General features: G+C 71.1%; 18 protein-coding genes and 1 tRNA gene. 7 read left to right on the plus strand and 12 right to left on the minus strand.

Going from position 1 to position 19,078, the window contains the following annotated elements; genetic code table 11:
- Nucleotides 1-1,010, minus strand: a 1,010-nt coding sequence (gene fbaA / locus DI269_RS03165; RefSeq protein ID WP_112133698.1) for a class II fructose-bisphosphate aldolase, incomplete at its 3' end; no start/stop codon positions are given.
- A gap of 186 nt (nt 1,011-1,196) precedes the next feature.
- Between fbaA and DI269_RS03170 the strand changes: the two genes are divergently transcribed.
- Nucleotides 1,197-1,397, plus strand: coding sequence for a hypothetical protein (locus tag DI269_RS03170; RefSeq protein ID WP_112133680.1), 201 nt, complete (start codon nt 1,197-1,199; stop codon nt 1,395-1,397).
- A gap of 62 nt (nt 1,398-1,459) precedes the next feature.
- Here the strand turns inward: DI269_RS03170 and DI269_RS03175 are convergent, their stop codons facing one another.
- Nucleotides 1,460-3,538, minus strand: coding sequence for a S9 family peptidase (locus DI269_RS03175; protein ID WP_112133681.1), 2,079 nt, complete (start codon nt 3,536-3,538; stop codon nt 1,460-1,462).
- 150 nt (nt 3,539-3,688) lie between these two features.
- Between DI269_RS03175 and DI269_RS03180 the strand changes: the two genes are divergently transcribed.
- Nucleotides 3,689-4,633, plus strand: a complete 945-nt coding sequence (locus tag DI269_RS03180; RefSeq protein WP_112133682.1) for an ATP-binding cassette domain-containing protein — start codon at nt 3,689-3,691, stop codon at nt 4,631-4,633.
- Nucleotides 4,630-6,504, plus strand: a complete 1,875-nt coding sequence (locus DI269_RS03185; protein WP_112133683.1) for a YhgE/Pip domain-containing protein — start codon at nt 4,630-4,632, stop codon at nt 6,502-6,504. The genes DI269_RS03180 and DI269_RS03185 overlap by 4 nt, the downstream gene beginning before the upstream one ends.
- A 54-nt stretch (nt 6,505-6,558) precedes the next feature.
- On the opposite strand, the gene DI269_RS03190 is transcribed toward DI269_RS03185, so the two are convergent.
- On the minus strand, nt 6,559-7,311 hold the full coding sequence (locus DI269_RS03190) for a TetR/AcrR family transcriptional regulator (RefSeq protein WP_112133684.1): 753 nt from the start codon (nt 7,309-7,311) through the stop codon (nt 6,559-6,561).
- Nucleotides 7,312-7,404: 93 nt separating this feature from the next.
- Here DI269_RS03190 and DI269_RS03195 point away from each other — a divergent pair, with 93 nt between their 5' ends.
- Entirely contained in the window at nt 7,405-7,785 is a 381-nt protein-coding gene (locus tag DI269_RS03195) for a VOC family protein (protein ID WP_112133685.1), read from the plus strand.
- Here DI269_RS03195 and DI269_RS03200 read toward each other — a convergent pair.
- Complete coding sequence (locus tag DI269_RS03200) at nt 7,782-9,029, minus strand: glycoside hydrolase family 27 protein (protein WP_198667102.1); 1,248 nt, start codon at nt 9,027-9,029, stop codon at nt 7,782-7,784. The genes DI269_RS03195 and DI269_RS03200 overlap by 4 nt on opposite strands.
- Before the next feature lie 154 nt (nt 9,030-9,183).
- On the opposite strand from DI269_RS03200, the gene DI269_RS03205 reads away from it, so the two are divergent.
- Nucleotides 9,184-9,260: transfer RNA gene (locus DI269_RS03205), tRNA-Phe, on the plus strand.
- Nucleotides 9,261-9,318: 58 nt separating this feature from the next.
- On the opposite strand, the gene DI269_RS03210 is transcribed toward DI269_RS03205, so the two are convergent.
- The gene (locus tag DI269_RS03210; RefSeq protein WP_112133687.1) at nt 9,319-10,272 is read right to left on the minus strand and encodes a helix-turn-helix transcriptional regulator; all 954 of its coding nucleotides are present in this window, start codon (nt 10,270-10,272) and stop codon (nt 9,319-9,321) included.
- A 62-nt stretch (nt 10,273-10,334) separates the two neighbouring features.
- Between DI269_RS03210 and DI269_RS03215 the strand changes: the two genes are divergently transcribed.
- A complete protein-coding gene (locus DI269_RS03215) occupies nt 10,335-12,566 on the plus strand; it encodes an ATP-binding cassette domain-containing protein (RefSeq protein ID WP_112133688.1) in 2,232 nt (743 codons plus the stop codon).
- Between the two features lie 50 nt (nt 12,567-12,616).
- Here the strand turns inward: DI269_RS03215 and DI269_RS03220 are convergent, their stop codons facing one another.
- The 3 genes from DI269_RS03220 to DI269_RS03230 are packed head-to-tail and all read right to left on the minus strand — an operon-like array spanning nt 12,617 to nt 14,459.
- The gene (locus tag DI269_RS03220) at nt 12,617-13,216 is read right to left on the minus strand and encodes a dihydrofolate reductase family protein (RefSeq protein ID WP_112133689.1); all 600 of its coding nucleotides are present in this window, start codon (nt 13,214-13,216) and stop codon (nt 12,617-12,619) included.
- 14 nt (nt 13,217-13,230) lie between these two features.
- Nucleotides 13,231-14,040, minus strand: coding sequence for a metalloregulator ArsR/SmtB family transcription factor (locus tag DI269_RS03225; RefSeq protein WP_112133690.1), 810 nt, complete (start codon nt 14,038-14,040; stop codon nt 13,231-13,233).
- A gap of 56 nt (nt 14,041-14,096) precedes the next feature.
- Nucleotides 14,097-14,459, minus strand: coding sequence for a MerR family transcriptional regulator (locus DI269_RS03230; protein WP_112133691.1), 363 nt, complete (start codon nt 14,457-14,459; stop codon nt 14,097-14,099).
- A gap of 114 nt (nt 14,460-14,573) precedes the next feature.
- Here DI269_RS03230 and DI269_RS03235 point away from each other — a divergent pair, with 114 nt between their 5' ends.
- Nucleotides 14,574-15,290, plus strand: a complete 717-nt coding sequence (locus tag DI269_RS03235; RefSeq protein ID WP_112133692.1) for an SDR family oxidoreductase — start codon at nt 14,574-14,576, stop codon at nt 15,288-15,290.
- Nucleotides 15,291-15,589: 299 nt separating this feature from the next.
- On the opposite strand, the gene DI269_RS03240 is transcribed toward DI269_RS03235, so the two are convergent.
- The 4 genes from DI269_RS03240 to DI269_RS03255 all read right to left on the minus strand — a co-directional run.
- Entirely contained in the window at nt 15,590-15,997 is a 408-nt protein-coding gene (locus tag DI269_RS03240; protein ID WP_112133693.1) for a hypothetical protein, read from the minus strand.
- Nucleotides 15,998-16,102: 105 nt separating this feature from the next.
- Complete coding sequence (locus DI269_RS03245) at nt 16,103-16,879, minus strand: sulfite exporter TauE/SafE family protein (protein ID WP_112133694.1); 777 nt, start codon at nt 16,877-16,879, stop codon at nt 16,103-16,105.
- Nucleotides 16,880-16,892: 13 nt separating this feature from the next.
- Entirely contained in the window at nt 16,893-18,119 is a 1,227-nt protein-coding gene (locus tag DI269_RS03250) for an MFS transporter (protein WP_112133695.1), read from the minus strand.
- Between the two features lie 128 nt (nt 18,120-18,247).
- Nucleotides 18,248-19,078, minus strand: an 831-nt coding sequence (locus DI269_RS03255; RefSeq protein WP_112133696.1) for a sulfotransferase family protein, incomplete at its 5' end; no start/stop codon positions are given.

The raw sequence follows: 19,078 nt of genomic DNA on the forward strand, positions 1-19,078 counted from the left end.
TTTCCGGCGGAGCGGAGCTGCTGGCAGGCCTCGACGATGCGGGCGGCCATGCCGGCCTCGGCGAGCTTGCCGTAGGCGCGCGGGTCGTAGGCCTTCTTGTTGCCGACCTCGCCCTCGACCTTGAGCACGCCGTCGTAGTTGCGGAAGATGTGGTCGACGACCGGGCGGGTGAACGCGTACTGGGCGTCGGTGTCGATGTTCATCTTGATGACGCCGTGGTCGACCGCGTCGGAGATCTCCTGCGCGGTGGAGCCGGAGCCGCCGTGGAAGACCAGGTCGAACGGCTTGTCCTTGCCGACCTTGGCGCCGACCGCGTCCTGGATCTCCTTGAGGATCTCGGGGCGCAGGTGGACGTTGCCGGGCTTGTAGACGCCGTGCACGTTGCCGAAGGTCAGGGCCGTCATGTAGCGGCCCTTCTCGCCCGCGCCGAGCGCTTCGACGGTGGCGAGGCCGTCTTCGACGGTGGTGTAGAGCTTCTCGTTGATCTCGGCTTCGACGCCGTCCTCTTCGCCGCCGACGACGCCGATCTCGATCTCAAGGATGATGTTGGCCTTGGCGGTGCGGGCGAGGAGCTCCTGGGCGATCTCCAGGTTCTCCTGCATCGGCACGGCCGAGCCGTCCCACATGTGGGACTGGAAGAGGGGCAGCTCGCCGCGGGCGACGCGCTCTTCGCTGATGGCCAGCAGCGGGCGGACGAAGCCGTCGAGGTGGTTCTTCGGGCAGTGGTCGGTGTGCAGGGCGACCTTGACCGGGTAGTTCTTGGCGATCTCGTGCGCGGCGGCGGCAAGGGCCACGGAGCCGGTGACCTTGTCCTTGATCGTCGGGCCGGAGAGGTACTCGGCGCCGCCGGTGGAGACCTGCACGATGCCGTCGGACTCGGCCTCGGCGAACGCGGCCAGGGCGGCGTTGAGGGTCTGGGTCGAGGTCACGTTGATGGCCGGGTAGGCGAAGGAGCCGGCCTTCGCCCGGTCGAGCATCTCGTTGTATTCCTCGGGTGTTGCGATAGGCATGCTGCCTGCTCCTTAGACAAGTCGTTGATTGCTCCCCGACCGGGGGCCAGACCCAGACGCCGCTGTCTGATGGCCTCGAACTTATTGCGTCGAGGTGAAGTATTGCCCACGAACATGTGAAGGCATTACTCAGGCTACCTGGTGGTTCACTGGCCGGACGGGGCCCTCGCCACTACGGTGGAGATTATGAATTATCAGCAGGAATGGGCGGACGACTACGACGAGTTGTCCGAGTTCGACCTGGCGAACTCGGCTCCTCCGGGCGACGACGTCGACCCGGAGTCGCCCGTCTCGGACCCGGACCTCCCGGACGAGGCGGACCCGGCGGACGTCGCCGAGCAGCTGTTCGCCGTCCCCCTCGACGAGGACGACGAGGCCCCGAAGTAGCGAACGAACAGGGCCCGGCACCGCAGTCGCCTGCGGCGCCGGGCCCCTGTGCATTCCCGTCTTTACGCGGTACCCAGCCGGTCGAGGATCCATGCGAGGTTGAACGCCTCTTCCTCCCAGGCGTCGTAGCGCCCGGACCGGCCGCCGTGGCCGGCCTCCATCTCGGTCTTGAGGAGCACGTCCGAGGACGGGCTCTCGTGGCGCAGCTTCGCGATCCACTTGGCCGGCTCGTGGAAGCCGACGCGGGTGTCGTTGAGGCTGGTGACCGCGAGGATCGCCGGGTAGGTGACGCCGGAGATGTTCTCGTACGGCGAGTACGACTTCATGTACGCGTACACCTCGGGCGATTCGAGCGGGTTGCCCCACTCCTCCCACTCGATGACCGTCAGCGGCATCGTCGGGTCGAGGATCGTGTTGAGCGCGTCCACGAACGGGACGTCGGCGAGGACGCCGGTGAACCGCTCGGGGGCGAGGTTCGCGATGGCGCCCATGAGGAGCCCGCCAGCGGACCCGCCGCGGGCGACGATCCGGTCCGGCGCGGCCCAGCCGACGTCCACGAGGTGGTTCGCGGCGTCCACGAAGTCGGTGAACGTGTGCTTCTTGTGCAGGAGCTTGCCCTGCTCGTACCACTGCCGGCCCATCTCGCCGCCGCCGCGCACGTGCGCGATGGCGAAGACGACGCCGCGGTCGAGGAGGCTCAATCGCGCGATCGAGAAATACGGGTCGATCGAGTGCTCGTAGGACCCGTACCCGTACAGCAGGCACGGCGCGGTCCCGTCGGCGGTGACGCCGGCCTTGGCGACGATCGAGATCGGGACCTTCGTGCCGTCCTCGGCGGTCGCCCACTCGCGGTACTGCACGTAGTCGGCCGGGTCGAAGTCCCCGAGGACCGCGGTCTGCTTGCGCAGGTGCAGCTCGGCCTCGTCGATGTCGTAGTCGTACACCGAGGACGGGGTGACCAGCGAGGTGTACCCGAGGCGGATCTGCCGCGACTCGTAGTCGGGGTTCTCGCCCAGGCCCACGGCGTAGATCGGCTCCTCGAACTGGATTTCGGTCAACTGACCGGAATCGTCCAGGATGGCGACCTGCGACAGGCCCGCCCGGCGCATGGAGACGACGACGTGGTCGTTGAACGCGTCGGCCGATTCGAGGCGCACGGCCTCGTCGTGGGCGATGACCTCGTGGAACTGGGTCGTGTCCTCGACGGGCGTCCACCCGAGCGTGAAGTTCTCGGCGCCGCGGTTGTGCAGCACCCAGAACCGGTCGCCCTGGTGGTCGACGGAGAGCTCGACGCCCTGCTCGCGGCCGTTGCCGAACACGGTGAACTCGCCGGTGGGGTCGGCCGCGTCGAGGTAGCGGACCTCGGTGGTGATCTTGGAGCCGGAGACGATGAACAGGTACCGCTCCGAGCGCGTCAGGTCGATCCCGGTCCAGAAGCGCTCGTCGTCCTCCTGGTGGACCAGCACGTCCTTGTCCTCGTGCTCGCCGAGGACGTGGCGCCACACCTGGTGCGGCCGCCACGCGTCGTCCACTTTGGTGTAGAAGAACACGGAGCCGTCCTGCGACCAGGACCCGCCGTAGAACACGTTCGGGATGTCGTCGGGGAAGTCCTCCCCGGTGCGGAGGTCGCGGAACCGCAGGGTGAAGCGCTCGTCGCCGGAGTAGTTGACGGCGTAGGCGAGCAGGTTCCCGTCGGGGGAGACGTCGCAGGTGCCCAGGGAGAAGAAGTCGTGGCCCTCGGCCAGCTCGTTGCCGTCGACGAGGATCTCCTCGCCCTCGACGGCGACGCCGGCCTCGATCTCGGGCGGGGTGTCGCCGGAGGCCTTGAGGCGGCACTGGATGCCGTACTGCTTGCCCTCCTCGGTGCGCCCGTAGTACCACCAGCCGCGCTTGCGGACGGGGACGGAGAGGTCGGTCTCCTGGGTGCGGCCCTTGATCTCGCCGAAGATCGCCTTGCGGAGCCCGGCGAGGTGCGCGGTCCGCGATTCGGCGTAGGCGTTCTCGGCCCGGAGGTAGTCGAGCGTCTCGGGGTCCTCGGGGTTCTTCAGCCAGGCGTACGGGTCGTCGACGGTGTCGCCGTGGTGGGTTCGCGCGTGTGCGCGGCGGGGCGCCGCGGGTTTCGCGGGTTGCGTTTCCGACATGCCTCAACTGTAAGGGCCCGGCGCGGGCAGCGCCGGTCACAGCGCGCCCGCCTCGAATCGATCATAAGTTACTGATGAGTAATATCCGTGCGGTCAGAATCCCGTGAAAACGCCCGAACCAGGGCGCACCGGCCTGTGAGGATAGTGCCCATGAGCGACAGGAGCGACGACGGCGGGCCCGTGCCCGAAACGTCCGCAGACGACACCGGCGAGCCGGAGATCACCGAGACCGGGACCGCAACGCCCGCACCGGCGCCCGATCCCGCACCCGAATACGCCACCGCCGTGTTCGAAGGCGCCCCTGCCGCACCCGAGGACGCCACCGCCGTCCTCGAACGCCCGCGCGAGGGCGCCGCCGTCGCCCCGCCGCCCCTCGCCGACGCCGACCGCACCGCGCTCCTCGAACACCCCAACGGCGACCCGTTCCTCGACGCCAAGGGCCTCACCGCGACCGGCCGCCAGGGCACCATCTTCACCGACGTCACCCTCACCGCCCGCCCCGGCCAGGTCGTCGCCGTCACCGGCGACGGCGGCGACGGCCGCACCTCGCTCCTCCTCGCCCTCACCGGCCGCTTCCGCCTCGACTCCGGCGCCCTCCGCGTCGACGGCCAGACCCGCCCCGGCCAGATCCGCCGCCGCTTCACCGTCGCCCAGGCGGGACCGCCGATCCGCTTCGCCGAGTACCACACGATCGCGAGCTGCATCAAGGAGACCGTGACCGTCTCCGGCGGCGCCGCGACCGCCGCGAACATCCACGCCTGGCTCGACCGCCTCGCCCTCGACCTCGACTCCGGCGACACCTTCGGCTTCCTCTCCCGCATCGACCAGATCCGCTTCGCCATCGCCTGCGCCGCCGCCTCCCGCACCCCCGCCATCGCCGTCGACGACGCCGACACCGGACTCGACACCAGCGGCGCCGAACGCGTCTTCGAGGCCCTGCGCACCGTCGCCGACGCCGGCCAGCTCGTCATCGCCGCCTGCACCTGCACCACCCCGCCCGCCGACACGGTCGTCGACCTCCGCGGACACCACCGCCCGCCCGAGCACCACCGCGGCCTCCGGCACGCGCACAACGGAAACGGAGGCCACCAGTGAGCCCGTTCATGCTGAGCCCCTTCAAGCTGGCCGCCGCCGAACTGCGCCGCTTCCGCGGCCACCCCATCCGCAGCCTCGCGCTCGTCGCGATCGTCCTCATCCCGCTCGTCTACGGCGGCCTCTACCTGTGGTTCGCGTGGAACCCGTACGGCAAGCTCGACCAGATGCCCGTCGCGGTCGTCAACGAGGACACCGGCGCCACCGTCGAGGTCGACGGCGAGTCCCAGCAGATCAACGGCGGCGACCAGCTCGTCGACCAGCTCAAGGAGGACCGCATCTTCGACTGGCGGTTCACCTCCGCCTCCGATGCGGCCCGAGGACTCGAAGACGGCGACTACTACATGGTCATCACCGTCCCCGAGGACTTCTCCACGCGGCTCGCCAGCCTCTCCGGCACCGACCCCGAGCAGGCCACCGTCGAGTTCGACCTCAACGACGCCAACGGCTACGTCGCCGGCATCATGGCCTCCACCGTCGAAGCCGAACTGCGCAACCAGATCAACACCGCCGTCTACGTCACCTTCGCCACCACCATCTTCGGCGACCTCACCCAGCTCCACGACGGCCTCACCGACGCCTCAAGCGGCGCAACCGAACTCGCCGACGGCATCGGCACCGCCCAGACCGGCGCGAGCGACCTCCAGTCCGGCCTCGGCGACCTCACCACCGGCGCCCAGCAGGTCGCCGACGGCGCCAGCCAGGTCAGCGACGGCGTCGACCAGGCCGTCGACGTCGCCCAGCCCGTCGTCCAGACCCTCGCCGACAACTGGACCCAGATCCAGACCGGCGCCTCCAGCGCCGCCGACCTCGCCGACCGCGCGAACACCGACCTCGACACCGTCTACGCGGCCCTGTGCACCGACAACCCCGACGCGGACGCCGACGCCTGCACGCAACTCCAGGGGTTCATCACCGACGCCGACGACGTCAACGGCGACATCCAGGACGCCAACGACCAGATCCAGTCCACCTCCACCGACACGCTGAACCAGGCCTCCGAGGACCTCACCACCCTCCAGACCGGAGCGAGCGACGTCGCCGACGGCGCCTCCCAGGTCGCCTCCGCGGCCGCGACCGCCGAGGACGGCGCGGGCGACCTCGCCGACGGCCTCAGCACGCTCCACGACGGCGCCGACACCCTCGCGACGAGCCTCGCCACGGCCGCCGACTCCGTCCCCAGCACCAACCCGGCCGAGGACGCCGACAACGCCGACGCCTACGGCAGCCCCGTCGCCATCAGCGAGGACAATCTCAACCCGGCCGAGACCTACGGGCGCGGCCTCGCGCCGTTCTTCATCGCGATCGCCCTGTGGGTCTTCGGACTCATGGCCTACCTGGTGCTCTCGACGGTCAACAGGCGCGCCCTCGCCGGGCCGCTCCGCTCCGTCCCGATCGCCATCGGCGGGTGGCTGCCGGGCGCCTTCCTCGGGGTGCTGTCGGCGCTCGTCCTCTACCTCGCGGTCGAACTCGGCCTCGGCCTCAACCCGAAGGACGCCCTCGACACGGTCGGGCTGTCGATCCTCGTCATCCTCACCTTCTCCGCGATGGCCCACCTGTTCAAGCTCGCCTTCGGCACCGCCGGGAGCCTGCTGCTGGTGGTCCTGCTGATGCTCCAGCTCACGAGCGCGGGCGGCCTGTACCCGGTGGAGACGACGCCGAAGTTCTTCCAGTTCCTCCACCCGTTCCTGCCGATGAGCTACGTCGTCGACGCCCTGCGGGTGACCATCAGCGGCGGCGAGACGGCGCACGTGGTCCGCGCCCTGATCGTCCTGGCCGCGTACCTCGTCGGCGCCCTGGCGCTGTCGTCGCTCGTCGTGGCGATGCGGCGAAGGTGGAAGCCCGACAGCCTGAACGAACCGCTGCAGGTCTGAGCGAAGGGGCCCGGCCCGGAGGAGACTCCGGGCCGGGCCTTTTTCGCGAGTCCGCTAGCCCCGCATGATGAGCGGAGCCAGCCCGTCGAGGGTCCGCTCCAGCCCGAAGCGGAACGCGTGCTCGGCGTCGTACGCGGAATCGTGCGCCTCCCCGGCGGCCTGCCCGACCCGCACCGCCGTGGGGAACCGCTCGGGATCGAGGACCTTCGCGAGCAGGGCCCCGTTGACCTCCCACCACTCCTGGTCGCTCATGGCGCTGGCGGCGCGCTCGGCGTCGGCCTGGGCCGCGTCCTGGGCGGCGATGCGCACGAAGCCCAGCAGGTGCGCCAGGACGTCGTCCATCTCGACATCGCTGAGCCCCAACCCTTCCAGGGCCCGGAGCTCGTGCTCGTACTTGGCGCACTGGCCGGGCCCGAGCGGCGGCCGGCTGGGTGAAGCGGCGGCGGCCCAGGGGTGGGTCCGGTAGAGCGAGTAGCTGTCCCGGGCGATCTGACTGACCCGCTCCCGCCAGGCGAGCCCTTCGAGCTCGCCTCTCTCCATGGAGGCGAACAGGAAGTCGAGCATCAGGGCGACGAGCTCGGATTTCCCGGGCACGTACGTGTACAGCGTCATCGGAGCCTTCCCCAGCTCCTGCGCCAGTCGCCGGACCGTCACGGCCTCAAGCCCTTCGCGGTCCGCGAGCTCGACCGCGGCGGCGACGACCGCGTCGACGGTCAACCCCTTCCGCGGCCCGCGGCTCGCCTCCGGCCCGGTCCTCCACAGCAGTTCGAGCAGATTCGGCTTCGGCGTCTCAGTGGCAGCAGTCACGCGGAAAATCCTACCCAGAAAACTTGTACATCGTACGACGTACTAAGTACAATATACAACGTACGAAGAAACGGATCCCGCCAAGGAGCGCCCATGCGAATCACCTCGTCCGCCGTCTCGCTCAACGTCACCGACCCGACCGCCTCCGCCGAGTTCCTCAAGCGCCACTACGGCTTCACCGAGGACATGGCCGCCGACGGCTTCGTCTCCCTCTCCCGCCCCGACGCCGGCTTCAACGTCATCTTCCTGCGCACGGGCCTGGCGACCTTCAAGCCCGACAGCGCCAAGGGGCACGCCGACGGCCTTCTCCTCGCCTTCGTCGTCGACGACATCGACGCCGAGTACGAACGCGTCCAGGCCGAAGGCGTCGCGATCACCACCCCGATCGAGACCGAGGAATGGGGCGAGCGCTACTTCCAGACCGCCGACCCCAACGGCGTCGTGATCCAGCTCGTCCAGTGGATGACGGACTAGGAGAACCGGAACAGGGCCGAGCTGTGCGGCTGGAGCTTCGCCCGCAGGTGGTCGCCCGGGACGATGTCCGAGCGGGTCCAGCAGTCGCGCACCCGGCCCGGCTCGGACATCCCCAGGGCCGACCACGGGAGCTGGATCTCGGCGGCCTCGGTGCCGCGGTTGAAGACCGCTGCGAACGCGCCGTCCTCGGAGGCCCAGGCGAGGTGCCTTCCCTCGCGCCAGACCTCGCGGGCCCCGACCGGGTGGCGCTGGGCGGCCAGGACCTCGGGGTTGGTCAGGAGTTCGATCGTTTCAGCGCTGGACCCCGGGAGGTCGGCGCCGACCATGAGCGGGGAGCGGGCGATGCACCACAGCGTGAGCATCGTCCGCTGCTCGTCGGGGGAGAGCAGGCTCTCGCGGGGCTCGCCGACCTCGGCGCGGACGCCCATGCGGCCCAACGGGAGCATGTCGGCGTCGGGCCAGTGGCCGGGCCCGGCGTGCGGGGCCCATTCGCGCAGGAGGTCGAACTGGGCGTTGATGTCGCGCCAGCGGTCCCACAGGTCGGCCGAGATGCGCCACAGGTGCGAGTGGGCCTTGAGGTGCTCGGCGTGGTCGGTCGAGAGGTTCATCCCGGGGGAGAGGCTGAGGAGGATGTCGCGGTCGGCCCGGTCGACCGCGTGCCAGAACGCCTCGACCTCGTCCTCCCAGTAGGGGGCGATCATGTCGTCGGCCTTGACGTAGTCCACGCCCCAGTCGGCGAACTGGCGCACGAGCGCGTCGTAGTAGGCCTGGCCGCCGGGGTGGGAGTGGTCGATCCCCCAGTTGTCGTCGATCCACGAGGACAGCCGCTCCCGGTCGGGGATCTGCGCCGCCGAGTACTCGCTGCCCTTGATCGGGGTGTCGGCCGCGACGGCCTGGCGCGGGACGCCCCTGAGGACGTGCAGCCCGAACTTCAGTCCCAGCGAGTGCACGTAGTCGGCCAGCGGCTTGAACCCGGCGCCGCCCGCCGCCGACGGGAACCGGTTCGGCGCCGGCTGCGGCAGGCCGTACTCGTCGAGGACCAGCCTGGTCCCCGAGTTGTACCCGCCCGCGCGGGCCGCCGGGTCGTACCACTGGATGTCCACGACGACGTACTCCCAGCCGTGCGCGGCCATGTGCTCGGCGATGAACTCAGCGTTGGCACGGGTCTCGGCCTCGGTGACCGAGGTCCCGAACACATCCCATGAGTTCCAGCCCATCGGCGGAGTGGCAGCGAGTCGGGTCACGGAAACCTCCTCGGGGGTAGGGTGCCCTGTACGCTACCCGCGCCCGCCGACTCCTCATAGAGGGTGGACGTCACGTTCTCCGCAATACCAGTTCGGCCGCCCGGCCGGGGATGTTGTACAGTGTTCACGGCAACGCGCGCAACGCGTATGTCCTGGCCAGGTAGCTCAGTTGGTACGAGCGTCCGCCTGAAAAGCGGAAGGTCGCCGGTTCGACCCCGGCCCTGGCCACCAGAGAAAGACCCCGTCGATCGGCATCAGTGCCGAGCGGCGGGGTTTTCGCTTGTCCGGCTCAGTCGGCCGCTGCGGTGCGGAGGCGTTCGGCGAAGCGGCGGAAGCCGCGGAGGAAGGGGTCGGGGGCCTCGATCGTGAAGTCGGCGTCGAGGGTGGCGAGTGCGGCGAGGGGCCATTCCCAGGACTCCTGGCGCATGGCGACGCGGGTGCGGCCGTCGTCGAGGGCGGTGAGTTCGATGGTGTCGTGGCGGAACGCCTCGGCGACCGGGTCGGGCGGGGCCGCGATGGTGAATGCGATCGGCCGGCGGTTCCTGGCGATGCCTTCGGCGAGGTAGTCCATGGCCGGCGGGGCGGGCCGCGGTTCGAAGAGGGTCAGGGTCGCGCGCAGGCCGGTGATGCGGTCGGTGCGGAAGACCCGCCAGTCGCCGCGGTCGAGGTCCCAGCCCAGGAGGAACCACCGCTGGAGGTGGTGGAGCTGCCGGTGGGGCTCGACGCGGCGCGACGACGACGTGCCGTCCTTGCGCTCGTAGTCGAACGCGACGACCTGGCGGGCCGCGATCGCGTCGGCGAGCGCGCCGAGGTGGCCGGCGCTGGTGCTCGGGGCGGCGACGTCGCCGGTCTCCAGGCTGGCGCGCAGCCGCACGATCCGGTGGCGGAGCCGCTTGGGCAGGTACTGCTCGACCTTCCCGTAGGCGCGGGTGGCGGCCTCGTCGACCGAGCCCTCGTCGGCGCTGCCGGTCGCGGCGAGCGCGGCGAGGCCGAGGAGGACCGCGACCGCCTCGTCGTCTTCGAGCATGAGCGGCGGCATCGCGGCGCCCGCGACGAGCCGGTAGTGGCCGCCGGGCCCCGGCCGGGTCTCGACGGGGTAGCCGTACTCGCGCAGGCGGTCGACGTCGCGCCGCAGCGTCCGGGGGCTGACCCCGAGCCGTGAGGCCAGCTCCCCGCCGCCGAACGAGCGGCCGGTCTGGAGCGTCGCCAGGAGCGAGAGCATGCGGTGGGTGACGTCGGGCATGCCTCAAGTGTGCCGCGAAACGCGGTCAGGAACCGGCCGCATCTGCGCATAGCGTCGGCGGCATGAACGAGCGAATGATCCGCATCCGCGGCGCCAGGTCCAATAACCTCAGGTCGCTGGACCTCGACGTGCCGCGCGGGACCCTGACCGTGTTCGCGGGCGTCTCCGGCTCCGGGAAGTCCTCCCTGGTCTTCGACACGATCGCGGCCGAGGCCGGCCACCAGGTCAACGAGACGTACCCGCCGTTCCTGCGCAACCGCCTGCCGAAGTGGACGCGGCCCGAGGCCGACGAGATCTCCGGGCTCTCGCCGGTGGTCGTGATCGACCAGCGCCGCCTCGGCGGCAACGCGAGGTCGACCGTCGGGACGGTCACCGACACGTGGACGTACCTGCGGCTGCTGTACTCGCGGATCGGCGAGCCGCACCTGGGCGAGTCGAACCGCTTCTCCTTCAACGACCCCGCGGGCATGTGCCCGACCTGCTCGGGCCTCGGCGACGCCGTGGAGATCGACGTTGCGTCGTTCCTCGACACCGCAAGGACGCTGAAGGACGGCGCGATCCTCCTGCCCGGCTTCGTCGACGGCGGCTACTGGAACGCCAAGTACACCGACATCGGATCGTTCCCGGTCGACGTGCCGCTGCGCGACTGGACCGAGGACGAGCGGCTCGCGCTGCTGTACGGCGGCGAGCACGCCGCCCGGCTCGCCACCAGGCCCCCGGCCGACTACGAGAGCCTGGTGGCGTGGTTCGAGCGGATCTACCTGCGCACCTCCGGCGACATCTCGGCCCACAAGCAGAAAGCCATCGACCGGTTCACGCGCTCGGGCCAGTGCCCGGAGTGCCGCGGCGACCGGCTGAACGCCGAGGCGAGAGCCGTTGCGGTGCACGGCCGGACCATCGGCGAGCTGGCGCTGATGGAGGTCGCCGAACTCGCAGACCTCGTTGCGGGCGTGAAGGAGGCGTCGGTGGGACCGGTCGTCGCGGCGCTGGTGGAGCGGCTGCGCGCGATGGACGAGATCGGGCTCGGCTACCTGCACCTGGGGCGGGCCACGACGAGCCTGTCCGGCGGCGAGTCGCAGCGCGTGAAGACCGTGAAGCACCTGGGCAACAGCCTGATCGAGATGCTGTACATCTTCGACGAGCCCACCGTCGGCCTGCACCCGCACGACGTCGACGCCATGACCGCGCTCCTGCAGCGTCTGCGCGACAAGGGGAACACGGTGATCGTCGTCGAGCACGACCCGGCCGTGATGGCCGCCGCCGACCAGGTCGTGGAGATCGGGCCGGACGCGGGCGCCGACGGTGGGCGCGTGGTGTTCCAGGGGCCGTTCGACCGGCTCAAGGAGGCCGGGACGCCGACCGCGCTCGCGCTCGCGAAGCAGGGCCCGGCCGTCGCGGCGCCGCGCGAGGCCGCCGGGGCGATCACCGTCGAGCACGCCGCGCGCAACAACCTCCGAGACGTCACGGTCGCCGTCCCCACCGGCGTGCTCACCGTCCTCACCGGCGTCGCCGGTTCCGGCAAGTCGAGCCTGGCGGCCGAACTCGTCGACCGGCACGGCGCGATCGTCGTCGACCAGCGCCCCGTCGGCGCCAACCGCCGCTCCACGCCGATCACCTACACCGGGATCGCCGCACCGGTCCGCAAGCTGTTCGCGAAGGCGAGCGGCCTGCCCGCCAAGTACTTCAGCGCCAACTCCGAAGGGGCCTGCCCCGACTGCAAGGGGCTCGGGATCGTCTACACCGACCTCGCGTTCATGGACGGGCAGGAGACGGTGTGCGAGACGTGCGGCGGGCGCCGCTTCACCGAGGAGGCGCTGCGGCACCGCGTCGACGGGCTCACGATCGCCGACGTCGCCGACCTGACGATCGCGGACGCGATGCAGCGCCTCGCGGACCCGGCCATCCGCAAGGCGCTCGGCGAGCTCGACCGGGTCGGGCTCGGCTACCTGCGCCTCGGCCAGCCGCTCACGACGCTGTCGGGCGGCGAGTGCCAGCGCGTCAAGATCGCCCGGGAGCTGCGCGAAGCGGTCGAGCCGTCGCTGTACGTCCTCGACGAGCCGACGACCGGCCTGCACCTGCGCGACATCGGCACGCTCATGGAGGTGCTGTCCCGGCTCGTCGACGGCGGGCACACGGTCGTGGTCATCGAGCACAACCTGGACGTGATCCGCCGCGCCGACTGGATCGTCGACCTCGGTCCCGGCGCGGGCCGCCACGGCGGGCGGGTCCTGTACGAGGGCCCGGTCGCGGGCCTGCGCGGCACGGCGACGGCCCGGGCGCTCGGACAAGGCTGATCCGACCGGGGACGGCGCCCGGACCCGACGGGCCCGGGCGCCGCCGTCCGCTACCGGGCCCGGTCGTAGACCAGGGCCATCTCCCCCAGCTCGCCCACGTGCTGCTCGGCGAGGACCCATTTCGTGGCGGGGAGCCCGTCTTCGAAGAGGCGCTCGCCGCCGCCGGCGATCTCGGGGATGACCAGGAGGTAGAGCCGGTCGATCAGGTCGGCTTCGAGGAGGGCCTTGATGATGGTCGGACTCGTGTTGGCGAGGATGTCGCCGCCGCCGGTCCGCTTCAGGTCCGCGACCACCTCGGCCGTGGGGGCGTTCGCGATGGTCGTCCGCTCCCAGGGCGCTTCGGCGAGGGTCGTGGAGAGGACGACCTTCTCGGTCTCGACCAGCCAGGTCGCGTAGGCGCGGTCGCGGGGGTCGGCGTTCTCGTCGGCGGCGACCGCGGGCCAGAAGCCCAGGAAGCCTTCGGCGTTGACGCGGCCGAGGACCGCGGTGGTGGCGTGCTCGATCATGCGGGCCATGTGATCCCGGGCGACGTCGGAGGTCGCGTACGGGATGAACGCGCCGAAGTCGGCGGGGCCGCCGGCGCCGTGGTAGCGGCCGTCGATCGAGAGGCTCAGGTTGGCGATCACCTTGCGCGCGTTGAGGTCAGTCATGGTCTTGCTCCGTTTCAGGTGGTGGGGCGGGTGGCGTCGTCGATGGTGCGGGCCAGGTTGTCGAGCACCTGGCCCCAGCCGGTCGCGATGCCGGCGATGAACGGGACGGCCGCGACGGTCGTCTCGGTGATGGTCAGCTCCAGCCGCAGATTCGTCCCTTGGGGACTGTCGGCGAGCGTGAGGTCGTAATGGCCGGTGAAGAACACCGCGCCCTCCGCGTCGAGGACCGAGAGGTCGAACACCAGGCGCCCGGGGGCCTCCGCGGCCCGCACGACGCCCTTGGAGCGGTAGTGCCCCTCGGCGTCGCGGTAGTCCAGGACCACCCGGCCGCCCTCGACCGGCTCGATCGCGCAGTCGGTGACCGTCATCGACGGCGGGACCCACCAGGAGGCGAGGAGCCGCGCGTCGGTCCAGTGGCGCCAGACCGCGTCCGGCGGTGCGGCCAGGTCGCGCCCGAAGGAGAACGCCCTGCCGTCGGCCCACTGGTCCTGCTGCGCCGCAGCGGTGTCGGCTTCGATGGCGGCCTGGTAGCGGGCGATGACGTCGCGCTCGCCCTCGTTCGCCCGCGCCGCGGCGGCGAGGGCGAGCAGCCGGTCGCCGAACGCCGCGAGCGCCGCGGGCTCGGCCGTGTAGATGCGGCGCTGGCCCAGCGGGGTGGCGCTGACGAGTCCGGCGCGGCCGAGGTTCTGGAGGTGCTTGGTGGTCTGCGGCTGGCGCAGGCCGGTCAGTTCGGAGAGCTCGCCGACCGACCGCGGCCGCTCCACGAGGAGCTCCACGATCCGCCAGCGCGTGGCGTCCCCGAGGGAAGATGCGATCCGATCCATGCAAGAAGTATTCCATCAATGGAATATTCTTGTCAAGGAATACTTATCGGTGCTTTCTAGTGGGCGCGGGCCTTCGCGGCGTCGGGGGTGGAGTTCGCGATGACGTGGTCGAGGCGGTCCCGGGTGGTGATCAGGTCCGTGGCGAGCTTGTCGATGCGGTCGCGCTCGGCCTCCAGGACCGTCAGCTCCTCGGGGGAGGCCTTGCCGTCGGTGTCGCACTTCTTCAGCTTCAAGATCACGCGGCTCGGGAGGCCCGCCGCGAGGAGCTGACGGATCCAGAGCACCTTCTCGACCGCCGCCGGTCCGTACAGGCGCTGGCCGCTGGCGCTGCGGTCGGAGTCGATCAGCCCCTGCTCCTCGTAGTACCGCAGCGCGCGGACGCTCGCGCCCGTCGCCTTCGCGAGTTCCCCGATCCGCATCCGCTTCGCCCCCTATGGCTTCGGCCACAAATATTTGCCTCTGACGTCAACGTCAGGTTTTAGCGTAGGCCGCGAACCACCGTTCCGACAAACTCGTGAAACCTGGAGTCCCGCATGAAGATCAACGGATCGATCGCCCTGGTCACCGGCGCCAACCGCGGCATCGGCCGGCACTTCGCCGAGCAGCTGCTGGAGCGCGGCGCGGTCAAGGTCTACGCCGCGGCGCGCAACCCGGAGTCCGTCGACCTCCCCGGGGTCGTGCCGATCCGGCTCGACATCACCGACCCTGCGTCGGTCGCGGCGGCCGTGAAGGCCGCGCCGGACGTGACCGTCCTGGTCAACAACGCCGGCATCGTGACGGGCGCGAACCTGGTCGACGGCGAGGAGGCCGCGATCCGGCAGGAGATGGAGACCAACTACTACGGCCCGCTCAACATGGTCCGCGCCTACGCGCCCGTCCTGGCCTCCGGCGGCGGGGCGATCCTCAACGTCATCTCCGTGGCCTCGTGGCGCTCGCCGGGGTGGATCGCGAACGCGTACGCCGCCTCCAAGGCCGCGGCGTGGAGCCTCACCAACGGCGTGCGCCTCGAACTGGCGGCGCAGGGCACTCAGGTCACCGGCCTGCACGTCGCCATGGTCGACACCGACATGGTCGCCGAGCTCGACGGCCCGAAGACCGACCCGGCCGACGTCGCCAAGGCCGGGCTCGACGCCGTCGAGTCCGGCGCGCTCGAAGTGCTGGTGGACGAGGCGGCGCGCGAGATCAAGGCCGCGCTGAGCGACGACCCGCTGGCGCTCTACACGGAACTCGCCGCCGCGTCGCCGCGGTAGACGAAAGCAGCGGTCGGTCCAGGACCCCGTCGATCGGCATCACTGCTGAGCGGCGGGGTTTCCGCTTGCCCGCGGATCTGTTGTTGCAACCTATTTGCAAGAGTAAGATTTTGGCGTTAGGGGCGTTCGGCGTCCCTCATAGCACTGTCACCGCGAGGTGGGGGTGTGATTCCGAGGCGGGCTCGACCGGACTTGAACAACCTGGTCGGGCCCGTCGTCTGTCGTGGGACGCGGCGAGGGGCCGACCGCTTCGGCGGTCGGCCCCCTCGTCTTCCCCGGGGCGGTACTGGTGTCGAGCGTCAGGCGTTGACGGCCTCGGTGACCTTGCGGGCCATCTCGGCGAGCGTCGGGGACGGCTCGCCCTTGTGGGCGCGGTTCGCGGCGTCGATGACCACGGTGATCGTGTTGCGGAAGTTCTCCGCCTCGGCCGGGTCGTGGGCTTCGAGGATCCGCACGGACTCGGTCAGGGCCGGGAGGACCTGGTCGGCGATGTCGGCGGCGTTCTTGCCCTTGATCTTGGCGGCCTTGGGGTTGTCGGCGATGGCGTGGCCGACGGCGCCGGTGGTGGCGTTCAGGGCCAGGGAGGCGTCGGTGGCGACCTTGTGGGCCGAACCGGCGATGCCGGCGATGGAGAGGAGGGTGACGGTGCCCCAGGCGGCGGTGGCGACGGTGGTCTGGTCGGCGGTGGAAAGCGCGGTGTTCGACATTTCGGTGTGCTCCTTGAAGCGGTTCGTTTCTCGGCGGTTCGCCTTGATGGAGCAACTATCGGAGGAGCGCCTGACACGGCACTGACACTGCGCTGACGCACCAGGTCAGGCGAGGCTCTGGGCCGCGTACAGCGCGGCGAGCGCGATCGCGAGGGCGCCGAGCAGGCGCCGCAGGAGGCGTTCGGGCAGGCGCGGCTGGAGGGCGGCGCCTATGTACCCGCCGACGAGTCCGCCCAGGCCGCAGGCGATCCCGAGCGTCCAGTGCGGAGCGACGTCGCCCGGCGCGGTGAGACTCAGGACCGCGTACGCGAGGCATCCGGCGATCGAGGTGAGGAACGTCGACAGCAGCGCGGCCGGAGCGACGACCGCGACCGACAAGCCTGCGCCGACCAGGACCGGGCTCAGCAGCGAGCCGCCGCCGATGCCGTACACCCCGCCCACGCAGCCCGCGGCGAACGCCAGCACCAGGATCGCCCTGCGGCGCAACGCGAACCGAGATCGGGCGCGGTCGCGGCGCGGCAGCAGCAGCCACACGCCGAGAGGCCCGAGGACGGCGGCCGCGCAGAGGCGGAACAGGTCGGGGTCGGCGATGAGGTGGACGCGGGCGGTCGCGCCGATGACCACGCCCGGCAGCGTCCCTGCGACGAGCAGGCCCGCGAGCGGGGAGCGGAGGGTCCCGCTGCGGGCGTACCGGGCGAGGGCGCCGGGGCCTGCGATCACGTTGTACAGCAGGTTGGTCGGGGTGACCGCCGGGTTGGGGACGTGGAGGACGCTGAGCTGGACCGGCAGCAGGAACACCGCGCCCGAGACGCCGGCCGGGGCGGTGACGACGGAGATCGCGAGCCCGGCCGCGAAGCCGAGCAGCAGGTCCCAGTCGAGCACGCGATAACTCTACTCAGGGAGTAGGAATAGCGGCCTTCGCGGTGCGCCGCCGCAGGCCCGGGACGAGGCGCCCGGCGGCCAGGTACACGCCGACGGCCGCGAGGGCGAGGGCCCCGACGCCGAGGAACATGACCGTCCCGTTCGCGCCGGCGAGGAGCAGGCCGCCGATGAAGGGTCCGGCGAAGCCGCCGAGCTGGGTGAAGCTCTGGGCGCCGAAGTAGGCGCCGCGGGCGGCGGCGGGGGCGATGCGGTCGATGAGGGCGAACTCGGAGGGGACGATGAACACCTCGCCGAAGCTGAAGACGACCATCGCGATCACGAAGTGCCACAGGGAGGTCGAGAACGCGAAGCCCGCCATGCCCGCGAACAGGAGCAGGCCCCCGGCGGTGATCGCGGTGACCGGCTCCAGGCGCAGCACGTACCGGGCGGCGAGGAGCTGGAAGGCGACGACGGTGACGGCGTTGGCGGTCATGACCGCGGCGAGGATCTGCGTGCCGTTGTCGAAGCCGATGTCGAGGCTCTGCGCGAGGAGCGCGGAGATGCGCAGCTGCACCGATTCGAGGAGGAGCCCCGCGAGCAGGAGCCACAGCAGGCGCCGGTCGGTGGCGACGGCGCGCAGGCTGCCGAGGAACCGCTCGGCGGCGCTCGGGCCGTCCTCGGCGGGGGCCGGGGCGGGCAGGGCCGGGGCGAGGCGCACCGCGAGGGCGAGTGCGGCGAGGTAGAGGCCGTAGACGACCGCGGCCGCCGCGAACGCGGTGCGGGCGCCGGAGAGGCCCAGGGCGACGCCCAGGAGCGGGCCGACCGCGTACCCGGCGTTCGTGGCGAGGTACTGGTGGGAGAACCAGCGCACGCGCGTCCCCTCGGGGAGGACGTCGCCCAGGAGCGCCTTGCTGACGGGCGCGAACACGCTGCTGGACAGGGCGAGTGCGGCGTTGGCCGCGATGACGGCGGCCAGGTGCTCGGCGGCGGCGAAGCCCGCGAAGGACAGCACGACGCCGCCGAGCCCGGCGAGGAGGACCGGGACGCGGCCGAACAGGTCGGAGAGGGTGCCGCCGAAGAATCCGGCGGCGATGGAGAAGAACACCGAGGACCCGATGACCAGGCCGACGGCCGCGGGTTCGAGTCCGAGTTCGCGGCGCAGGAAGACCGCGAGGAACGGGATGGTCACCGAGTTGGCGAGGCTCATGATGCCGGAGCCGGCGACGAGGAGCTTGGCGAGGACGGGGGTGCGGCGGTGCATCACGGGCCCTTTCAGAATGGCGGTCCGGAATCACGATACCCACTGGGGGTATCCATGAGACCTTTATACCCCAAGGGGGTATCGAAGGCAAGGGCGCGGCGGGGCCCGGACGGAATGAGGGGCCGCGCTCAGCCGCGCAGGTCGGCCACTTCCTGGCGGTAGTCGCCGAACGCGGCCGTGACGGCGGCCTTGTCGAGGCCGTAGCGCTCCAGCGTGTACCCGTGGGTGCGCCCGCGCGAGGGCTCGTCGACGATCGTGTTGAGCCCGTTGCGGTCCGAGACCGTCCACTCGGCGCCGAGTCGCTCGAACAGCTTCGGCGCGAACTCGTGCGGGTAGCCGGTGAACCGGTGGTGGTTGACGTCGACGACCGCGCCTTCGGGCAGGCTTCGCCGGAGCTTGCGGCCGCGCTCGACCAGGTCGGCCAGGATCGGCAGCCACAGCCGCCCGATCGCGTGCGGGTCGACCTCTTTGCAGTGCAGGGCGGTCAGGCGCTCGGCGAGCGAGCAGAACGACGGCACGGCGAACACCGGGTCGCGGTGCATCCACACGAACACCGCGTCGGGGAAGACGTGCCGCACGACGTCGAGGTGCGCGGTGTCCCAGGGGGACCGCAGGATCCACCGCCGCGGCCGCTGCCCGTACTGGAGCACTTGCAGCACCTGCTTGAGGTACTCGTAGTCGCCGGTGGCCTCGGCCTGCTCGACGTGCGCCCGGTAGTCGTGCAGCGGCGCGGCCGCGAGCGGCGCGTGGGTGCGCCACAGGACCTCGGTCGACTCCTCGGGCCGGTCGGCCCACGTGGGCCGCACCGCCTCGAAGTCGGGCGCGAGGCGCCGCAGGGCGGCGACCTGGCGTTCGACGGCGGCGCGGCTGCGGCCGTCGTCGCCCTGGCCGAGGCCGGTGCGCTGGAGCTCCCACAGCACCGGGCCGCGGTGGGCGGGCGAGTCGGCGAGGACCCGGTG

It is taken from the genome of Glycomyces dulcitolivorans (assembly GCF_003265355.1).
GTDB lineage: Bacteria > Actinomycetota > Actinomycetes > Mycobacteriales > Micromonosporaceae > Glycomyces > Glycomyces dulcitolivorans.

Bases quoted from the DNA above. Each gene is read 5' to 3' on its own strand.
- DI269_RS03230 (WP_112133691.1), bottom strand. From the start codon at position 14,459: ATGCGGATCGGGGAACTCGCGAAGGCGACGGGCGCGAGCGTCCGCGCG.
- DI269_RS03180 (WP_112133682.1), top strand. From the start codon at position 3,689: ATGAGCGACAGGAGCGACGACGGCGGGCCCGTGCCCGAAACGTCCGCA.
- DI269_RS03225 (WP_112133690.1), bottom strand. From the start codon at position 14,040: ATGGATCGGATCGCATCTTCCCTCGGGGACGCCACGCGCTGGCGGATC.
- DI269_RS03240 (WP_112133693.1), bottom strand. From the start codon at position 15,997: ATGTCGAACACCGCGCTTTCCACCGCCGACCAGACCACCGTCGCCACC.
- DI269_RS03175 (WP_112133681.1), bottom strand. From the start codon at position 3,538: ATGTCGGAAACGCAACCCGCGAAACCCGCGGCGCCCCGCCGCGCACAC.
- DI269_RS03210 (WP_112133687.1), bottom strand. From the start codon at position 10,272: ATGCCCGACGTCACCCACCGCATGCTCTCGCTCCTGGCGACGCTCCAG.
- DI269_RS03195 (WP_112133685.1), top strand. From the start codon at position 7,405: ATGCGAATCACCTCGTCCGCCGTCTCGCTCAACGTCACCGACCCGACC.
- DI269_RS03235 (WP_112133692.1), top strand. From the start codon at position 14,574: ATGAAGATCAACGGATCGATCGCCCTGGTCACCGGCGCCAACCGCGGC.
- DI269_RS03170 (WP_112133680.1), top strand. From the start codon at position 1,197: ATGAATTATCAGCAGGAATGGGCGGACGACTACGACGAGTTGTCCGAG.
- DI269_RS03250 (WP_112133695.1), bottom strand. From the start codon at position 18,119: ATGCACCGCCGCACCCCCGTCCTCGCCAAGCTCCTCGTCGCCGGCTCC.
- DI269_RS03220 (WP_112133689.1), bottom strand. From the start codon at position 13,216: ATGACTGACCTCAACGCGCGCAAGGTGATCGCCAACCTGAGCCTCTCG.
- DI269_RS03215 (WP_112133688.1), top strand. From the start codon at position 10,335: ATGAACGAGCGAATGATCCGCATCCGCGGCGCCAGGTCCAATAACCTC.